Consider the following 17424-nt stretch of genomic DNA (forward strand, 5'->3'; position numbering starts at 1 on the left):
GAACAGGGAACAGGGAACAGGGAACAGGGAACAGGGAACAGGGAACAGGGAACAGGGAACAGAATTTATCGTTGTAGCTTTTTAATAAGAGCAATAATCATCTGGCTCTCTTCTCGTAGTAAAAGGATAATTAACGGGCAACAGGGAACAGGGAATGTTGCCTGTTCCCTGTTCCCTTTTTCTTGCCTAAATCAGACTCGCATATTCTGATAGCTGCTCTTGAGTTTCTATCAAAGGCAACAATTTTAATGCCTCTGCTCGACGAATTCTCATTTCTTCATCTGCTGGAGTTAAGAGAGTAGACTTTTTAGATAAGAACTTTTGAAACTCGTACCAAGCTTTCACACTGTCAGCTTCCGATTGGATTTCATGTTGAGGAATTTTAATTGATTGCAATATTGGCAAACTTATTTGACCACGAGAACGAAATCCGGGACTAATAATTACTGCTTTTCCCGATGGTAAAGTGTTAAATTGATTGACATCAAATAACTTGCGAGTACTGTTTTGGTCAGAATTAGAAATGCTTGCACCACCCTTGCCTCCTGATGAGCGAGAACGTTGCTTGTATTTAATTTCTTCTTCACCTAAAAACTTACTAAATCGTTCGGCGGCGACATCATCTTGGGGGTTAAAGAATGCTTTGGTCGCACAACCACCAAATATTGCATTAGTTGTGTTTTCTCCATAAGCTTCAATCAGCATTGAGAGATTTTGTAACCCTAATATTGAAATTAGCCCATCTTCCCGATTCTGATTCAGCCAATCAACCAGTGCTGGTAAATAAAGAGTAGGTAATTCGTCAATCCCTAATACCAAAGGACAAGTACGTTTGTTAGCTACATTCCGGCTCACTAATAGATGTAGAATTGAGATAAGCAAAGGCGCAATTACATCACGCTTTTCTTTATTCATCCCGAAAATCACCATCTGCCGCCCCTTCAAATCCAATGGAATGTTAGTCTGACCGCAGAAAGCAGCGAGGGCAGAGGGAACCATAAAACGGCTGAACAATCCGCTAGCTGTACCGACAATACTAGCTGCTGTTTCTGGCGACCCTGCAACAGATACAAACTGTGCGAAAGCCTCTCTGACCATGAAATTCAGATTTTCTGCTTGCTCAATGCGCTTAACTAACTTTGGCAACCCCAGGATTGCTTGGCACATCATGATATCTGGGTAAGGAGTTCCTTTCGCCAGCATAAAAACAGCTTGCACCAACTGATCTCCAGCATTGGTAAAGAAGTTATTTCCAGAATTCTTTTCTCCAAGTTGAAAGTTACGGTTGAGTGTAATCGCCAACTGCCGCGCCATTTCTGAGTCTTCATTATTACGAAGAAAGTCTATGGGGTTGGCAACCGCAGATTCTGCAAAACCTGGAGCTAATACAGTAACTTGATAACCTCGCTCCAACGCATATCCTGCCAGTATTGGGGCTTGTCCCTTAGATGTAGATGTAGCTGATTCTTGCTCACTGTACTTAAAATCATAAAGTACCAAGGGGAATCCCTGATCTATTGCCGAACGAATCATCGGATTAATCATTGAAAATGACTTTCCGCTCCCTGGGCCACCACAAACCAAAATCCCTCTTTGTGCTTCTGGAAAATAAAGGGTTTTGGCATCAAGAGGAATTTGGGTTTTTCTAATGCCATTGACAATTTCAGTTTTTGTATTCTTGGGAGTGCCAACATATAACGATACTTGGTTATGTTTGCGGCTATTGATTTGTTTACACGCTAGTTTCCGGGCTGCTGTTTTCTCTCTCGTTCCCCCCCATCTTGCAGTGGCTAGTTTAGACTTTCCGACTTTAGCATCAATATATTTGGCTACCACAATCACTGCACCACAGGCAAGTAATCCTACTCCGGCTGGCGAAATCAACACCGATTCAATCCCTGATGGCAGTAATTGATTTGGGTTAACGGATTGAGAAGTAGTTCTTGTCATCTACCATTCCCTACAATTACTAAATCATTCTCGTGAGTTGATATCCAAGGGATGGGGCCAATAAAGTATGGGGTGCAAGTCTTGTTCATAAAAGGGGGACGCGCACAAATTCTAAAGAATAAACCAAAGTCTGCGGTTCCAAGGGATTCATTGACTCCAGTCAGCGCCACCTTGAATCCACTACCATATACCAGCCTTCCTGTCGGCTCAAAACCACCGTTGACAGCAGCAAGAAAGCCATAACCACCTTTAACAATCTGTGATGAACCAGATACCCAGCGCTTTCCGTATAGCCCCCCTTCAGAACCCGCAAAGTCGCCTAACTCCATGTATGAGCATTCTTGACCTGGAGAACAAGCTACTGGTAAAGTTTGGTCGCCGCTGACAACACTGCCAGAGATAAAATAATTATTTCCAACTTTTGCATCACCTTTTTCGGATGTACCAAGTACGACAGAAGCAACACCCACAACACCAACACCAGAGTTTATCGGCTGGGGCATCTTATCGAAGGGTACTTTGTTGAGTCCAGGAACTTGATTGATGTAACTTTGCTGCCAAGATTGGAACTGTCCTAGCTGTGTTTGCCTCAGTCCAGGAATTGAATCAATCGAATACTTGCTTAGGTCAAGCTTACCCAAAGGTAGATTTGCGATTTGGAGATTTGAGCGTACAACTTGAGAAATTCTACCATTGCTAAACCCCCCATTTTGAGAAAACAAAGCCGCTAACGGGGGAACTTGCTTTAAAGTCAAATTGCCTAAACTAGGTATTGCCTTAACTAATGTTTTTGGCGTTTGCCATTGCATTAATCCAAAATCTTTTAATGTGAGTTTGTTCGTTGTTGGGATGAGGAGATTGATAGATTCTAGGCTAAAATTAGACATCCCAAAGGCATCATCAGTATCACCCAGCATCACCACCGAATCTACCTTTTGACCTGCTGACCATGAGCGTGAGGGGTCATATCCAAACACTGAGATTAAATTGTTTGGAATGGTCAGATATCCTGATTCTTGCACCGGTGGGAGATTCCCCCAAGTGATGCGTGACCAATCAGGAGCTTGGGTTTTATATTTACCTTGCGAATAGGTGATGGTAGGAGTATCTGCCCTGGCTGGAGCAGATAAGGTAAATGGAATTAAAGCTGTAGCTATTAACAAATATTTGGGAAATTTCATCTAACTTATCTTCCAATTAACTATTACTTTTGCCCTTTTCTATATGATTCATGCCTATACTTGTTCATTATTTCTGCCCCCATTCGATTAACTGATTAAAAATTTCTTCTGAAATACCAGAGTGGGAGATAGCTAATTCTCTACTCTTACCAAGTCGGAGCAATTTAATTGCATCTTGAACTTTATTCCATGTCGCATCTCCAGGCTTGATCTGACCATTGCGCCCAGCGTTCGCTAATCCGTAAACAAGGGCATTAGCATCATTTCTTGCTTGGGGAGTACCAGGGGATATTATAGAGTTTGTAGTTTTTACAGGTGTAACAGCAGCCACTCTTTCTTGGGGTGGCGCTGTAGTTGTCACAGGCATTTTGTTTTCTCTAACTCTTGGCACGATTTGCGGTTTAGTTCTGATTATCGGCAGTGGTCTCAGAACGTCCGGCTTAATCACCAGACTGGTATATGATGGTTGCCCTGTTGCAGGAATTAATTTAAACTGATATTGTTTCTGCCCATCCGAACCACTAGTAATCACGGTAATTTGGGTACTGCCATCAATGCTATTGGTCATATTGGGGAAACTTATTGGTTTGATTTGACGTAGAAAAATAACTGTTGCATTGGCTTGACCACAGTTAGAAGTCGAATCATTTGACGAAGAATTATCAGTTTTTTGGCATAAGCTTCCATTTGAAGTAAAAGAGATACGAGTCGGATCTCCAATCCAGACTTGTTTAATCGTTTCACCAGTCGGAATGAAGTTAATTGTTAAGCCATATCCACGCCAAACTTTCAACTCAATTCCTGCCGAATTAATCCCTTGGGCTTCTCTTTGATAAACTATTCTAGCTCCACTACCAGCTAAAACTTGAATCGGACTCAGAACTAATAAACTAATTAATATACTTTTGCTCAATGAGATAGGTAAGTTTAAGCTATTTTTCATAGAGAAATCGTTTGATTTACGAATATCTGAACAGCTGTCTGGGCTGGCACTACAAACACTTTGCCATCTGACTGTAAAGATTGTATTTGTTGAGTATTTGATGACTGGATTGATTGTAGTACTTGGCTAAAACTTCCTTGAGCAAACCCAGCTAATAAATTTTTATTGTCATTACTCACGGTACTAGTCGAAAATCCAGATGAACTTATAGTAGTTTGGCTGTTGGGATTATTTTCTACTTCAGCAGCTTTTGATATTCCAGCAATTACTGCTGTCATGAAATCGCTACCCAAACTACTGCCTTGACGTGATTGCCCCCTGAGAGTTTCTCCATTCTTATTGAGAATAATAATGGAATTCTCCGGTATAGTCTTTTCTAATGTCTGACCATCAACATTAATTAAAGCTGCGATGGCAGACATTTGAATATATTCGCCACTATTTGAGCCATTCGGCACAACAACCAGATAAGAATCTACGGGTAAAACCTCACTGCCATCTGATGCTTTTAATACTGAGGTTAGTCTAATCAGATATTTTTGAACTTGATTTGCATTGCCAGCACTTATCGCAATTGGGGTTTCTATTTTGCCCTGTATCCGAGTTCCTACTATCACACGTCTAGCATTATAATCAATGTTTTGTGACTCATTACTTGAAGTTTTTACTGTCACATTAGGTCTACCAGTGCCACCTGATAGCCCTTGGATACTAATTGGTTCTTCAGCCGTAGTATCAGTATTATTAGCGCTGAAACTACCAACATTAGAAACAGCCAACCATTGTTGCATTGGATCTAGGTTTGGTTTATTGCTTGATGATGAAACTAAAGCTATGGATTGAGGTCGCGGTCTAGGCGAAAGGGTGGAGAAAGACTTTGTTGCTAGAGGTTCTCTAGATATAGTGGGATTCGGAGGAATAACTATTGGTTGAGATGGACTAATAGAGGCGTACTGTCGTTGGGTTGGTGGTGAAACTATTGGTGGGGAACTAGTTGATGCAGTTACAGGACTACTTTTTACAATGGTGTTTTCTTCCTTAACTGGGGCTTTGCTTCTTGAAGTATTACGAAGACTTTCTAATTCCGGTTTTTGGGAAGTAATCGCTAGTGCCGTCTTAATCTTGCCAGGATTTTCTGATTGTGATTCTAAATCTTGAGCGTTGCCAGATACCCCTTGCTTTATCCCTTCCGGTTTGACTGTGGTGGAATTGCTTAAAGCATCCATAGAAGTATTTATCATCCCACCTGCCACTGCAATCAGTAGAAAAATTCCACTCCCGATTACCCCAGCTTTGAGTAAGGGATGCTGAGAAATGACGCGAGTGGTTACAATCTCTTCTGGTTGTGGGCGCGTTTGAGGTTCATTTGCTTCTTCTCTATCTGAGAACTCAATTTCAAAAGTTACGCCATTCATCGCTGCAAAACTTTTTTTATCCTGGGGGACTTTGGGAGTTGCCAAAACTGATTCCTCTAACGCATCTATTGCGTCATTTTCTTCAATAGATAGTACATCTGTGACTGCCATTTGATTACTTCCCGATTTCTAAATCTTGGATCTTATAAATTTCTAATCCCGCTTTGCGAACGCTATATACGATTCGTTGAATGGAGGATGAGTTAGACGGAGGACTTGGTGTATCAATTGCTCTGACAAATACAGTTTTATTAAATGCGATCGCTTTCCCTACCTGATTACTACCCTGAAAAACTATGAGATTGGCTACCATATCAATTGACCAGTGACCTGATGCCAGTTTCTGCGGTTCAGAGAAATACCGTACAGCTAGAACTGATTGCGTCGTGCCATTGAAAACGTCAACTGGTGTCAGATTGCCTAATTCTTCTAAGAAATTACCTCGAAAATCTTCAGATAATGCAAATCCTGTAACCCATACATTCGTCGTGATTTTTTTCTCCCCTACTTGTACACCAGCATCTAGTACCGCTTTTTTGGTTGGGTCGGAGTTGGAGTCATCAGACTTTGGTAAACCAGTCCAGCTTAATAGCCCCGTCATTGTCTGTCCCACAAAATAGGTAATCGCTTGTGGCGAGCGTTCGTCATTGCCAATGGGGGACACTCTAATGCTTGACCCATCATTTAGTTCAACTAGAGTCGGTGTTTTGTCATTTGCAACTTTCCCGATCCGAGCAAAATTAATTATTTGAATTAAAAGTAGAACAATAAGTAAAACCGCATTCCCCATCAAAAATATGGGAGTGAAGTTTATTTCTTTTTTCTCTAATAATTGCATCCCATTTTCCTACTTCTCAAACATTATCGTAAAGTAAAGGGTTTCAGAACCTGCAATCTACATGTAGCACCCATTTCAATCGGGGTTTAAATCCCCGTCACAAAACTTACTTGCGACTTGCGACTTGCGACTTGCGACTTGCTACTTGCGACTTGTTTTAATCTCTTCTTGGCATCACTACAAACTTGGCTGCACTGGTAAAGCCAGAAAACAAAGCCATTCCTCCACCCGTTCCAATTGCTACTGCAAGTATTGGTGAAAATATTGCCTCTATTAACTGTAGAAGTAATGGATTGTTTGACGGGGAATTAACTATAGAACTAGCAGCTACACCGACAATAATTGAGTAAGATATGAGGATTAATGTTAGTGCTAACCACCCCGAAAGCCAAGCAAAAATCGGCTTGGCTCCTATCGGTAGCATAGATAATACTAAGAATATCGGTGCTACATAAGCTGTTAACAGGAAAGAAAACTGAACGAGAAACTGAAAAGCTGCTGATAGACCGCTAAAAATTATATAGGATAGTCCCTGAACAATTGTGTTAACTGCTCCTCCAGCTACATCTAAAGGATTCCAATTATTTTGCCCTTGAATCCTTTTCTTTTGTTTATACTCTGATGCTTGAGTGTCAATTTCTTGAGCTACCTTATTTTTACAATCTTTCTTAGGAGTAATTTGATTTCCATCTTTATCTATTTCGACATCAGCCAGTTTTTCACATTCTGCCATTGCCGTCTTCGCAGCGAGAATAAAAGTTTGATCTGTATTAACACTCCGAATCGCTTCTTTGAGGGTTATACCATTTCTCGTAACAGTCAATACACTAGAGTTTAATTTATTGGAAACATTTCTTAATGCTAGAGAAGTTGTCGCTAGCATTCCTCCATTATTGTTGAGCATCAGAATTACTATCATTGGGAAAGCCATTTCTTTGACAACTCCACTCGAAAAGCCCTCTGACATTATTTGCTCATACCATTGCAATGACCAAAAACTTACTAAAACTACTGCCGCCAGCATCGAGATATTAACAATAGCTACATAAACCGGGTTTTGACCACTCGCAAATAGTTTCCAGTCATTATCAAATGCTGAAACAAAAATCTCCGAACCGTTTATTGCGCCTTGTACAATAGTTCCAGCATCAGTTGGCAAATTCTTATCAGCCTCATTTCCATTCGTTTGAGCAATAATAAAAGGAATTAAATTAGTTAGATAAACATACATTATTACACCTCCTTTGGAACATATATTTCCGAAAAATAAAAAAATTTTCAAAGCAATGAGGGAGATTTTAAAACTATTAGATTGCTCACTTATTTCTCAAAGATAGAACAATTCTTTTGAAATATACTATTGAACAATAAAATACCCTCCAGTGCGATTAACCGCGTCCATATTTGAAAACTACACGCATTAAATATGTATTTTCCTTTTCCCTTTAACCCTTTCCCTTTTCCCTACTTTTCATTGTCTCTCCCAAAAAGCATCGTTATAAGCACCAGCTTCTAACAATTGCATGGCCACTGCTCTACTTTGTGCATCTTCTTTGCGGGATTGTGACGAAATATTTTTCGAGATGTCAACCAAATTTACATTAGCTGCTGCCAAGGCTCGTGTTTGTTTTTGAGTCTCTCCATGTATTGCCTTGGAAATGACAACATTCTGTAGATTTTGAATTGCCATTTTTTTGAGAATATCTTGAGTTACTATGTCTGACTGTGCGTTGTCAGCGTTAGTTGAAGAAGTACTTAATGCATTATTAGTCAAATCGGCCTCTTGTGCTTGTACTCGTTGTCCATCAACTCCTAAAATTGATTGAGATTGACCTAGAGTATATTGACCATGCCATGACAACTCTGCATTCTCAGCTTGAGTATTAGTATTGGGCTGAGTCATATCTGGATTTTGTGAACGAATAACTTCTTTGATTTTTTCACCTGATTCTAGGGGATCTGGAATTCCTAATGACCCAATTGTAGAATCAACCGCCTGATTTAATTGTCGAGTTATTTCAGCATTTATTTCTCCATAACTTTGCCCTAATGCTTGGTTAAACTCAGTTTCATAGCTTGATATTCGGCTTTTTAGGCTCGTATAAACTTCCTGAAATTGAGTCAAAAATGGTAATTCTAACCCCCAAGCTTGATTACAACTATCGCCAATTAATATCGTCGTAGTTAACAGAGAACTAACGCCAAGATAAATTCCCACCTGGCGTAAAGTCATACTTTTGTGTGATTTCATATAGATCCTCGAAAGATACAGCAAAAGGTTTCGGTGAGCAGGGACTAGTAACAAGAGCTTCAAAATCGTTCAAAGGCTCGGCAGTCACAATTGCATCAACATTTGTTTCTCCTCCTGGTGGTTTGGAATAACTTTCAAAGTAAGTACCCTGGCTGCTGAATTTTATCTTTAGGAACAGCATAACGAGCATTTCCCGAATTGAAAGCTGAATACAGAGCTGGACTCTTGAAAATTAAGTCATCAGCATCTTTTAAAGATTTTTCACAAAGGACTTTTTGATTAGCCAATAATTTTTGATATTGCTCATCTTGATACTTCCACATCTGAAAACTTAAGCTGGCAACTCCTATACCTAAAATTGCCAAAAGAATTTTTTGTTCAATTACAAAAGCAATTAGACTTTTCATAATGACTGTCCCTGTTTGATCCACTCCACATAATACTTAGAAAACTCTGACACCCATTCAAACTTGTTTGGATATTTAGCTTGAAAGCGATTGCGCGTTGCCTGTTCCTCTCTGCTGTTGGCAACTAGCGCCAGCATGACGTAGGAGGGATAATAACGACAACGAATGTACGTGCGGTTGTAATCCAGCAACCATGTTGTGTACATTTGCTGAAGATTAGACCGAAATAGCTCATTCTTCTGAATAATTGAGTGAGGAATCGAAAGGATATCAGTAAAGCTTTTCGCCGCCCCGGAAACCAACCGCCCAATCAATCTTGTGGGCATATTTTGTAGAATCTGTTCTCCCGCATCAGATTTGGCAATGGAAATTATATCTTGGGCAGCTAGGATTATTCGGCTACCAGATTTCCGAGCCGTTGCACATTTTCTACCCACTAAACGGGACAATGCAGAAAACCTCAGTAAGACACTGGCTTCATCCATGAAAAACACACTATTAGGTGAAGATAGTGACTGCCGCGAAGCCGCCATATATGCACTCATCCCAAATACTTCTGCATCTTTATCTGATTGCAGGTTGGTTAGCGCAAAAGTAATTAACTTAGAATCAGTTTGGAAGGTAGAAGGTTTGCAAATCGCATCCCCAATCGCGCTTGCTTTCCAGTATTTTAAACGCAAACGAATATAATTAAGCGCTTTCTCAACATTCTCATCTTCATAACCCAAATCAATATATTCCGTTGAGAAAAATTGCTCCATATCTACTAGAGTTGGCGTATTATCCCACTCTGGCGTTCCAATTTGGCTGATTCGTGCTAATTCAAAACGACGTTGGATATCTGGATGTTCATAAAACGCTTTTGTGCCTAGTGGAATTAGCGACTCAATTGTTTGTGCCAAAAACCCATCGAATTTTTGTGAACCCAAAACCAACTGCAAGATAATCAGATTCACATCATTTCTATGAAGCTTTATTCTTTCTTCTCTCCCCTCTACATCCCACTCTGGAATTGCTGACAAATCTATTGGCTGGACAAGATTATTTGATTCTTTGGCGATATTAAAGTAAAACCCGTTGTGGTATGGAGTGAAATCTCCAAATGTCCCCGTTCCATCATCATTGGGTAAGTCAATAATCAAAACTGACATTCCCGTAGCCAAGCATTCTGCTATGATTGTGGCAACTAAAACAGATTTTCCTGAGCCTGTCGTTCCTAGAATCATCATATTCTTGGTTATCGACAAGTCTAGATGTACTGGGGAATGACCTTGTTCTGCGATTAATTCAAAACCCTGATTATCAGCCTTGGCAATTTGTACTGTGCTGGTTAATCCCAACACTTCACTCGCAAAAAATGTTAATCGACGATTATAAGGGCGTGATAATAACTGTTCCATTTTGGCTCCCAATGTTTGCAGCCAAATCAGCCAAGCATATTGCGTTTCTCGAGTTAGTTCTGCTGGTTGGTTAATATACCCAGAAATCAATCTACAAGTATCGTCAATTTCTTCAGGTGTATCCCGGTAAATTAACACTACTAATCCTAATGTTTCTGGTGTGTCCCCTGTGTACAATTGCTTTTGGGCTGTTACACTCCACTCAACATTTATTTGTGAGGCAACATCAATTGTTTTCTTTTGAGCGCTGATTTCTGCATTTCGCGCCCTTCTGGTAATCATCTGTTGCGCCAATCGGGTTAGTTTCTGGTCGGCGGGGCTGATTTCAGTAATCACTTCCACATCCCAAATTGCCTCTCGTGCAAATATATTCCACAGAAACCTGATTTGTGCTTCTGTTGATGCGAATACTTCTGGTTTTTGCGACAATACCATCACGCCGACATATTTTTTACTACCCTCACCATCAGGCAGACATACCCACTTTCTATCTGCGAAAGGTATACCATTATTCATCAATACTGATGTCGCGTGAGCTTGGTCTATATATGATTTATTCGTTGCTGGGGTTTCGTTAAATTCCTCCCTCAGTCCCAATGAATCAAATACTAAAGTATGTGGGATTTTTACAATCTTTGCTCCCACACACTTACTTAATTCATTCCATAGTTGCTCTGCACTTTTTGCCTTGGGCGCAAAACCCATCTCTGTTAATATCTGCAAATGTCTTTGTGAAACATCTATCGCTTTCTCTAATATCCTTTTTAAGTTCTTTTTCGTGACTTCTGTCGCCCCTGTTGCTGTAAATCGTCTTGTCAGAAAATCTGCTAGCTTTACCAATGCTCGGTCTATCGGGTCGCCGCCCTCTGTTCCCCCTGGCACTATAGTGAAAGTTGTGTAGACGCTCAGAGTTATATTTTTCCTTTGACGCAAACGTGTCAATTCCTGAATTCTTCCTAACTGCCCCCAGTCCAGAAATTCGCTCTCATCTGATACTGGATTTTGCAATCGCTTGTAGAAATACTCTTTGGCATCACTATCATCACAGAATGAACTCCATCTAAATGTGAACTTTTCACCTTGGGGTATCTCCTTGCACCCATTCTCAAAAGCTTTGGCTATTGCTTCTACTTCTTCACTTGAATTAAATAATGGATTCATCCCTGTGCAACTATATCCAAATACTAGTTGTAATGTATTATTTGTGTCGCTGAGAACTTTTTTACTCAGCAAGGAAGCACCAATACTATAACCACCCCTTTTGAGTTTTACAAAAGTTGTCAAATCTAGCCAGTCCTCAAATGGACTTACTTTCGTATTGGTTTGAGAACGACTAATCTTCATCATTTCCACGGACTACGAATTTTCTTCGCTCCAATTTTTTGTTTTTGTTGCGGTGTTAAGTATCTCGCATATCCTCTTGACCATACAGGTACAATTGGATAAATCTTTGACCAAAATAAATGAGGCTTTTTTCCTGATAAAGCTAATGCTGTTGCACTTAACCAGCAACCTATCAATATACTCCAAGCTAGATTTAATCCCAATGCAAAAGAACTGAAGAAACCTAGACCGAATAATGGAATCACTACAGCAAACTGAAATCCTGTAAAGATTCCAATTGGTGCGCTCTTTCCTAACGATTGATTGACTTGTTTGATTTCTTTTGGATTCATCACTAAATTATTGAAATCAGATAATAGGGCAGAAATCTAGGTTAATTTCTGCTCCTAAACTCAAGAATCTGTTTGGCTTTAATTGCAAGCGGCACTGACATTCGCAAACAGAATGTTTTGAGCAATGAATAACACTAGAGTTATAAAGAATATCCCTACTGGTTGCTGAACCATTTGCGTTACTTCTTGCCCGTCACCTAAGGCATTGGCAACCTTCACTCCTGATGACACGAAATAAATAAATAGCATCACTGTTATCGCTGCGTTTATCACGCCTGGTAAGCCATTTATCAGTGCATTTCCTTGAGCCGATGCTCCACCAAACATACATGTCATTGCTATTTGTGCTGGGTTGAACAAACCAAATGCCTCGGCTGGTCTTGTTTGACTAGCAACAATCAAAGTTGTACCAACCGCATATATCTGATGTCGGTACTTATTTCCTACCTTACCAATAAACTTGACAAGCAGATGATTTTTGGTTTTTCCAGGGCGACACGATTCACGTTCCTTTGTTTTGCTGACCAAAACAATAGCTCCTTTTTGATGTTCCAATACAATCTTTGACCAAGCCCCGTTGGAGCGGGGTGTGGGGTGTACGGGAAGAAGTAGCCCCTACAAAAGCGTGGGATACAAGCCTCGTTCAATGCTGTCTTCTCTACACCCTACACCCTTATTGCTGACTCTCTATCTATGACCGAAATAGGGTATAAGGTACACTCTATTCCCTACACCATTTTCATTTAGCCCTATGACATACCCACGAACGGTAGTTTTTCATCGGACAAGAAAGGAAGACATTTTTAACAGTTATCAGTAAATAGGTAAACGTTTTGACAATTGGATTGAAATATACCTATTTACTGATAACTGTTGACTCTTCACTGATTTCACCGTGTTTTGTGAATTGGTTTAATCATTATCTTTTTACTTCCAACTCTTAATAACAGCATAATAGTATCACACTAACTCAAAAATACAGATGTTAAAGAAACTTTATGTCATATTTGTTCTCCAGATTTTAATTAAGTTAATTAAATAATATTGCCGGATTGCAATCTCGCATTCACTGATTGCACTTGGGGGAATTTGGCTGTTCTCTAATTAATCTTTTTATCGTTGTCGATAAGCTAGTTCCCCAGTATTCGGCTATTTTCTCTAATTTCTCACGCTCGAAACTATCTAAATATACAGGTAAAGCAGTACTTTTTCTCTGGTAATTACTCATCCTGATTTTCTCAAATACTTTTGTCATTATATGACTATTCTTTCGAGATTATTCATTTGCACTACCAGCTAAGTTGAGGCTTTTATGATATTATTAAAGCATTCAAGTAATCTTTTAAACTCTGAATGCAACTATCCACTTAAGAGAACAAAAGGTGAATTGCATGATCCGTTCCAATGCTGATAAATCTAATCTAGTCAATGTCACAGTTCGTGTAGAATCCCAATGCCTGAACGATTTAAAGCTCTATTCAAGAGTCGTTGGTAAAAACACCTCTGAAATTTTGCGCGAATTAGTTTCTTCTGCCCTTGATGCTATTCCCGAACATCAAAGGCAAGCTATGGAAATTATTGCTAAATGCGAAACTTCTCCCTAAGGGAGCGACTCAATATCATACATATCTGCACAAAAACCCTCAAACAGACGTGAGGGTTATTTTTATCTGAAAATTTATTTATGGGGATTGTAATTTTGAATTCCCCGGTCGCGTAGCGTCTCGCAGAGAAGGGGTTGACCCAAAACTGGCTGCCTGTATTGCTAGATACTTCATTTCTTTCAGAGCCACCTCTATTCCCACTCATAGAAACATCTACTCAACAGCCATCGCTCTACGGTGCTGAGATTTCCATGCTCCATGAGTATCGCTCCTTAAGCCGTCGTGAAGCTATTGAACAGCTTTTGGCAGAACGGATTGGTACAATTGTCCACATCGATTTGATTGTGCGATCGCTCTATGGTGAGTTACAACCAAAAGTGTTCAAGGTGGGACACAACTATTTCCTGTTGGTGAATTCAAAATTCAATCAGGCGATCGCTATAAACCGGAGGTGAAAAGTTGTTTGAACCTGTGTATTCCTCTTCTGAGTACCCTAACGAGTGATCGGCGTTGAAACAGACTCCACAAACTGTTTTCCACAATCCTTACAGCGATAGCACTGCTTTCCCCGACGATGCCCGTTTTTGGACAACTGTTGCGATTGACAATGGGGGCATATCATTACTTTCATTACATGGCTCAACTGATTGTTCCCTATATATGGCTCTAAATATGACACCATCAAATCCTCAATTTGCTGCGTTAAGCGTTGGCGGTGATCCCAATCGCGACTGCGAAGTGCCGCCAATATAACCGCATTGCTACCATGCACACACACTTCTGCAAGCAAGTTACACTGTTCATCGGGGAGGGCAGGATTTCGCTGCTGCAAGATATTTGCCATGAAATTGATCGCCTCCTGAGTCATGCTGTCATCGATGGTCTGGAAAATCTCCCGTGCCAAATAAAATTGCACAAACACCACCCGCGATATCGGTTGAGATAACATTTCTGCGATCGCTGTTACCAAAGCATGAATCATCTGACGCAGTGGTAACTCAACGATTTCAGATGCTATTGCCTGGGCATATAATGACTTCACCCGCTCCGTATGGCGTAACTCCATCGCCTTGAAAATAGCGGCTTTATCAGGAAAGAATTGATAGAGAGAGCCGATCGCCGTTCCTGCTTTAGCTGCAATCAGATGAGTGGTGGCGGCTTCATAGCCCACTTCATCGAATACAGCCGCTGCCGCATCCAAAATTTTTTCGACGCGTTCTTTGCCACGCTGTTGTTTGGGTTGGCGACGCAGATTACTGAACAACGGAGTGCTTGACGAACATGAATGTTCTGTCATATTTTAGAAACACGACGGATTTCTCACAATTTTATCTCTAAAGGAGAACACCATGCGAACTGACTTGTCAGCGCCATCGCTGCTGACTGGTGCGCCCTGGTTGTTGGCACACAAGTCGATGCTAACTATGAATCAGCCTCGAAAAATTTCCTTGTACGGTGTTGATTATGTAATCTGGAAAGATGCTACTGGAGCAATCCAAGCGCTACCTAATGCTTGTCCCCACATGGGAGCCATGCTATCAGAAGGCTGGTGTGAAGTTCAAAATGATCGCACAAGTACAGTCGTTTGTCCGTTCCATGCCTTGCCATTTGATGCATCTGGCTGCACCGTTTTACCTGGTTCAGGCAAGAAAACCCTGCCTCAATTGCAGCCTTTAGAACTGATCATTCAAGGTGACTTCATCTGGTCTTATGGGGGGTATGAAGCGAAGATTCCCATTCCTACAGTGCTGAATGAGATTGCAAATCAGTACTCTTTTATCGGGCATACTGCCGATCGCAGCGTTAAAACTGATTTGTTGACTATGCTGCTAAATATGCATGATTACAATCATCAAAATGGCACTCATCGGGACTTGTTTCGCATTATTGATATTGAGTTTCATCAGTTTATTGATGATGGGCATCATTCCCAGGCTTTTTATGACATGCCCACCGCGCCCTACAGTCTGGCAGAAAAACTGAGACAGCCAGATTTATTTTTATTGCCTACCACGATTAAAGCGCATCTGGAAAATCATTTCCCGTCCCTGGTGATTTTTCACGGTGAGATGCCCTTGGGTAAAGCTGCACAGTGTCATATCTTTGTGCCAGAAGCCGAGAATCGCACCCGAACTTATATTTTGCTGTTCGGTCAAGCCTTGCATCCCCTTTTTCAGGTGTTCGGCAGTACCTATCTCAAGTTTGGTAAGGTTGTCGTGGATCAGGATGCCGATATTCTCGGCAAAATTTATCCAGACACTCCACAGAAAATTAAACTCAACAATGAAGTGGGTATGGATTGGGTGCGACGTAATTTTGAGAGCTTTCCAAATGTCGTGGAACCCAATTTTTCCCGATAGACGTTTTTCCCGCATAGCTTTTCATGCCTCAAGAGCTTATCTGAACTGTATTGCCTGACCTTCTGACCTCAGCATAGCCGTTTAAGTTGTATTTTTTAACCCTTTCTTTGCGTAAGTATGATGAGCGTAGGCATCACTGTTTGGGAAAACTTTCTGCATGATGCTCATCTAGGTAAACAGACCAAATGAACGCTCCATGAACTTAGCTATTTACCTAGACAAATATCATGATGCAGCACGAGGTATGTTCGAGCGATGTTAAAGTTGTTTTTTAGACTGTGTAATTTACGATATCAAAAACTCACTTGCCATCAGCTAAAGTCCCAAAGGCACTTTCTGCTCTGGTGACGCTCGTACCTGTATTGCTATCAATATTGATATCAGAACTGCTAGTAACGGCAGTGTACTAGTACAGTACTAGTACACTGCATCTGCGATCGCAGAAAAGCTGTCCCCGATGCCTGAGATAATGGGAAAAGACCGGGGGTGGTTTCGGGAGAGCAAAGTTGAAGATTGATAGACATGGGAGAGCAAAGATTCTCTCGCCAGAAGAAATTCAACTTCTGTTCTCGCAGGGAGTAGACTCGCTACGAGACAAAGCACTGTTTGCAGTCATGCTTTACACAGCGTGCCGGGTGAATGAAGCAGTGACATTGCTAAAGCGCGATGTCTATGATACCAAAGGAAAAGTCAGAGCCAAAATCACCTTTCGTAAAGGAAACACTAAAGGTAAACTGGCTACCCGTGCCATTCCTGTAATTCAAGAATTGCGAGTCAGGTTGCAAGCATATAAACCGCGTGATGATTCTCCTTGGTTGTTCCCTGGAAATGCTGACCACTCAAGAGCCAATAACCACCTGCACCGAGATTCGGCATTGTGGATATTGCGAGTCGCTTGCAAAAAAGTAGGAGTTGAAGGCATAAGCTCTCACAGTTTTCGGCGCACAGCACTCACCTCGATGAGTAATGCCGGAATTCCCTTAAGAGTGATTCAGGAAATCTCTGGGCATCGCACCTTGGACGAGCTATACAAGTATCTGGAGGTGAGAGAAGATCAAGTATTGGGAGCGGTATCATCTTTAGCACTACTTGCTCCGGTTGAGTCAGACGACTTCGGGAAACCCTGTTTAGTCGAAGTGACCGATTATTCAGTGCATGAAAGCTCTTGACCCCATTTTACCAAAAAATCGATTTCGCAAAGCAGCATCAGCGCAATTGCTGAAAGCAAAAGTAGAAATTGCTTCAATGATGCGGTTAGTTATGACGAAGGTTTAGCCCCCCGACATCGGCAACACTTCTTCACTTAGCAAGCTGTAAAATTCAGGAACTTGAGATTCCACAAGTCGCAGTTCATTTGCCGCGATCGCTTCAAGTTCCAGCACCGTCTCCCAACGCAAAT

The 17424-nt window shown here is 41.0% G+C and carries 16 protein-coding genes; 4 read left to right on the forward strand and 12 right to left on the reverse strand.

Annotated features, from left to right (window positions below; all coding sequences use genetic code 11):
* Window positions 1-186 precede the first annotated feature (186 nt).
* The 11 genes from RMX89_RS29350 to RMX89_RS29400 all read right to left on the reverse strand — a co-directional run bounded on the left by RMX89_RS29350 (window position 187) and on the right by RMX89_RS29400 (window position 12589).
* Window positions 187-1950, reverse strand: a complete 1764-nt coding sequence (locus RMX89_RS29350) for a type IV secretory system conjugative DNA transfer family protein (protein ID WP_322691406.1) — start codon at window positions 1948-1950, stop codon at window positions 187-189.
* On the reverse strand, window positions 1947-3131 hold the full coding sequence (locus RMX89_RS29355; protein WP_322691407.1) for a hypothetical protein: 1185 nt from the start codon (window positions 3129-3131) through the stop codon (window positions 1947-1949). The genes RMX89_RS29350 and RMX89_RS29355 overlap by 4 nt, the downstream gene beginning before the upstream one ends.
* A gap of 67 nt (window positions 3132-3198) precedes the next feature.
* On the reverse strand, window positions 3199-4074 hold the full coding sequence (locus RMX89_RS29360; protein WP_322691408.1) for a hypothetical protein: 876 nt from the start codon (window positions 4072-4074) through the stop codon (window positions 3199-3201).
* On the reverse strand, window positions 4071-5600 hold the full coding sequence (locus tag RMX89_RS29365) for a hypothetical protein (protein ID WP_322691409.1): 1530 nt from the start codon (window positions 5598-5600) through the stop codon (window positions 4071-4073). The genes RMX89_RS29360 and RMX89_RS29365 overlap by 4 nt, the downstream gene beginning before the upstream one ends.
* 4 nt (window positions 5601-5604) lie before the next feature.
* Entirely contained in the window at window positions 5605-6327 is a 723-nt protein-coding gene (locus RMX89_RS29370; RefSeq protein WP_322691410.1) for a hypothetical protein, read from the reverse strand.
* Window positions 6328-6484: 157 nt separating this feature from the next.
* On the reverse strand, window positions 6485-7558 hold the full coding sequence (locus tag RMX89_RS29375) for a hypothetical protein (protein ID WP_322691411.1): 1074 nt from the start codon (window positions 7556-7558) through the stop codon (window positions 6485-6487).
* A 240-nt stretch (window positions 7559-7798) separates the two neighbouring features.
* Complete coding sequence (locus RMX89_RS29380; protein WP_322691412.1) at window positions 7799-8560, reverse strand: hypothetical protein; 762 nt, start codon at window positions 8558-8560, stop codon at window positions 7799-7801.
* A gap of 152 nt (window positions 8561-8712) precedes the next feature.
* Window positions 8713-8985, reverse strand: a complete 273-nt coding sequence (locus RMX89_RS29385) for a hypothetical protein (RefSeq protein ID WP_322691413.1) — start codon at window positions 8983-8985, stop codon at window positions 8713-8715.
* Window positions 8982-11732 carry a helicase HerA domain-containing protein gene (locus RMX89_RS29390; RefSeq protein WP_322691414.1) on the reverse strand — a complete coding sequence of 917 codons (2751 nt, stop codon included), beginning with the start codon at window positions 11730-11732 and terminating at the stop codon, window positions 8982-8984. Before RMX89_RS29390 ends, RMX89_RS29385 begins: the two co-directional genes overlap by 4 nt.
* Window positions 11729-12061, reverse strand: coding sequence for a hypothetical protein (locus RMX89_RS29395; protein ID WP_322691415.1), 333 nt, complete (start codon window positions 12059-12061; stop codon window positions 11729-11731). The genes RMX89_RS29390 and RMX89_RS29395 overlap by 4 nt, the downstream gene beginning before the upstream one ends.
* Before the next feature lie 78 nt (window positions 12062-12139).
* Window positions 12140-12589 (reverse strand): hypothetical protein, encoded by a 450-nt coding sequence (locus RMX89_RS29400; protein ID WP_322691416.1) that lies wholly within the window; start codon window positions 12587-12589, stop codon window positions 12140-12142.
* A gap of 863 nt (window positions 12590-13452) precedes the next feature.
* On the opposite strand from RMX89_RS29400, the gene RMX89_RS29405 reads away from it, so the two are divergent.
* Both RMX89_RS29405 and RMX89_RS29410 read left to right on the forward strand, forming a co-directional pair.
* A complete protein-coding gene (locus RMX89_RS29405; protein WP_322691417.1) occupies window positions 13453-13665 on the forward strand; it encodes a hypothetical protein in 213 nt (70 codons plus the stop codon).
* Window positions 13666-13799: 134 nt separating this feature from the next.
* A complete protein-coding gene (locus tag RMX89_RS29410; protein WP_322691418.1) occupies window positions 13800-14120 on the forward strand; it encodes a hypothetical protein in 321 nt (106 codons plus the stop codon).
* Between the two features lie 38 nt (window positions 14121-14158).
* On the opposite strand, the gene RMX89_RS29420 is transcribed toward RMX89_RS29410, so the two are convergent.
* Window positions 14159-14962 carry a TetR family transcriptional regulator gene (locus tag RMX89_RS29420; protein ID WP_416212013.1) on the reverse strand — a complete coding sequence of 268 codons (804 nt, stop codon included), beginning with the start codon at window positions 14960-14962 and terminating at the stop codon, window positions 14159-14161.
* A 52-nt stretch (window positions 14963-15014) separates the two neighbouring features.
* Here RMX89_RS29420 and RMX89_RS29425 point away from each other — a divergent pair, with 52 nt between their 5' ends.
* Window positions 15015-16025, forward strand: a complete 1011-nt coding sequence (locus RMX89_RS29425) for a Rieske 2Fe-2S domain-containing protein (RefSeq protein ID WP_322691419.1) — start codon at window positions 15015-15017, stop codon at window positions 16023-16025.
* A gap of 506 nt (window positions 16026-16531) precedes the next feature.
* On the forward strand, window positions 16532-17194 hold the full coding sequence (locus RMX89_RS29430; protein WP_322691420.1) for a site-specific integrase: 663 nt from the start codon (window positions 16532-16534) through the stop codon (window positions 17192-17194).
* Window positions 17195-17424: the final 230 nt, after the last annotated feature.

The organism is Nostoc sp. DedSLP04 (assembly GCF_034530775.1).
GTDB lineage: Bacteria > Cyanobacteriota > Cyanobacteriia > Cyanobacteriales > Nostocaceae > Nostoc.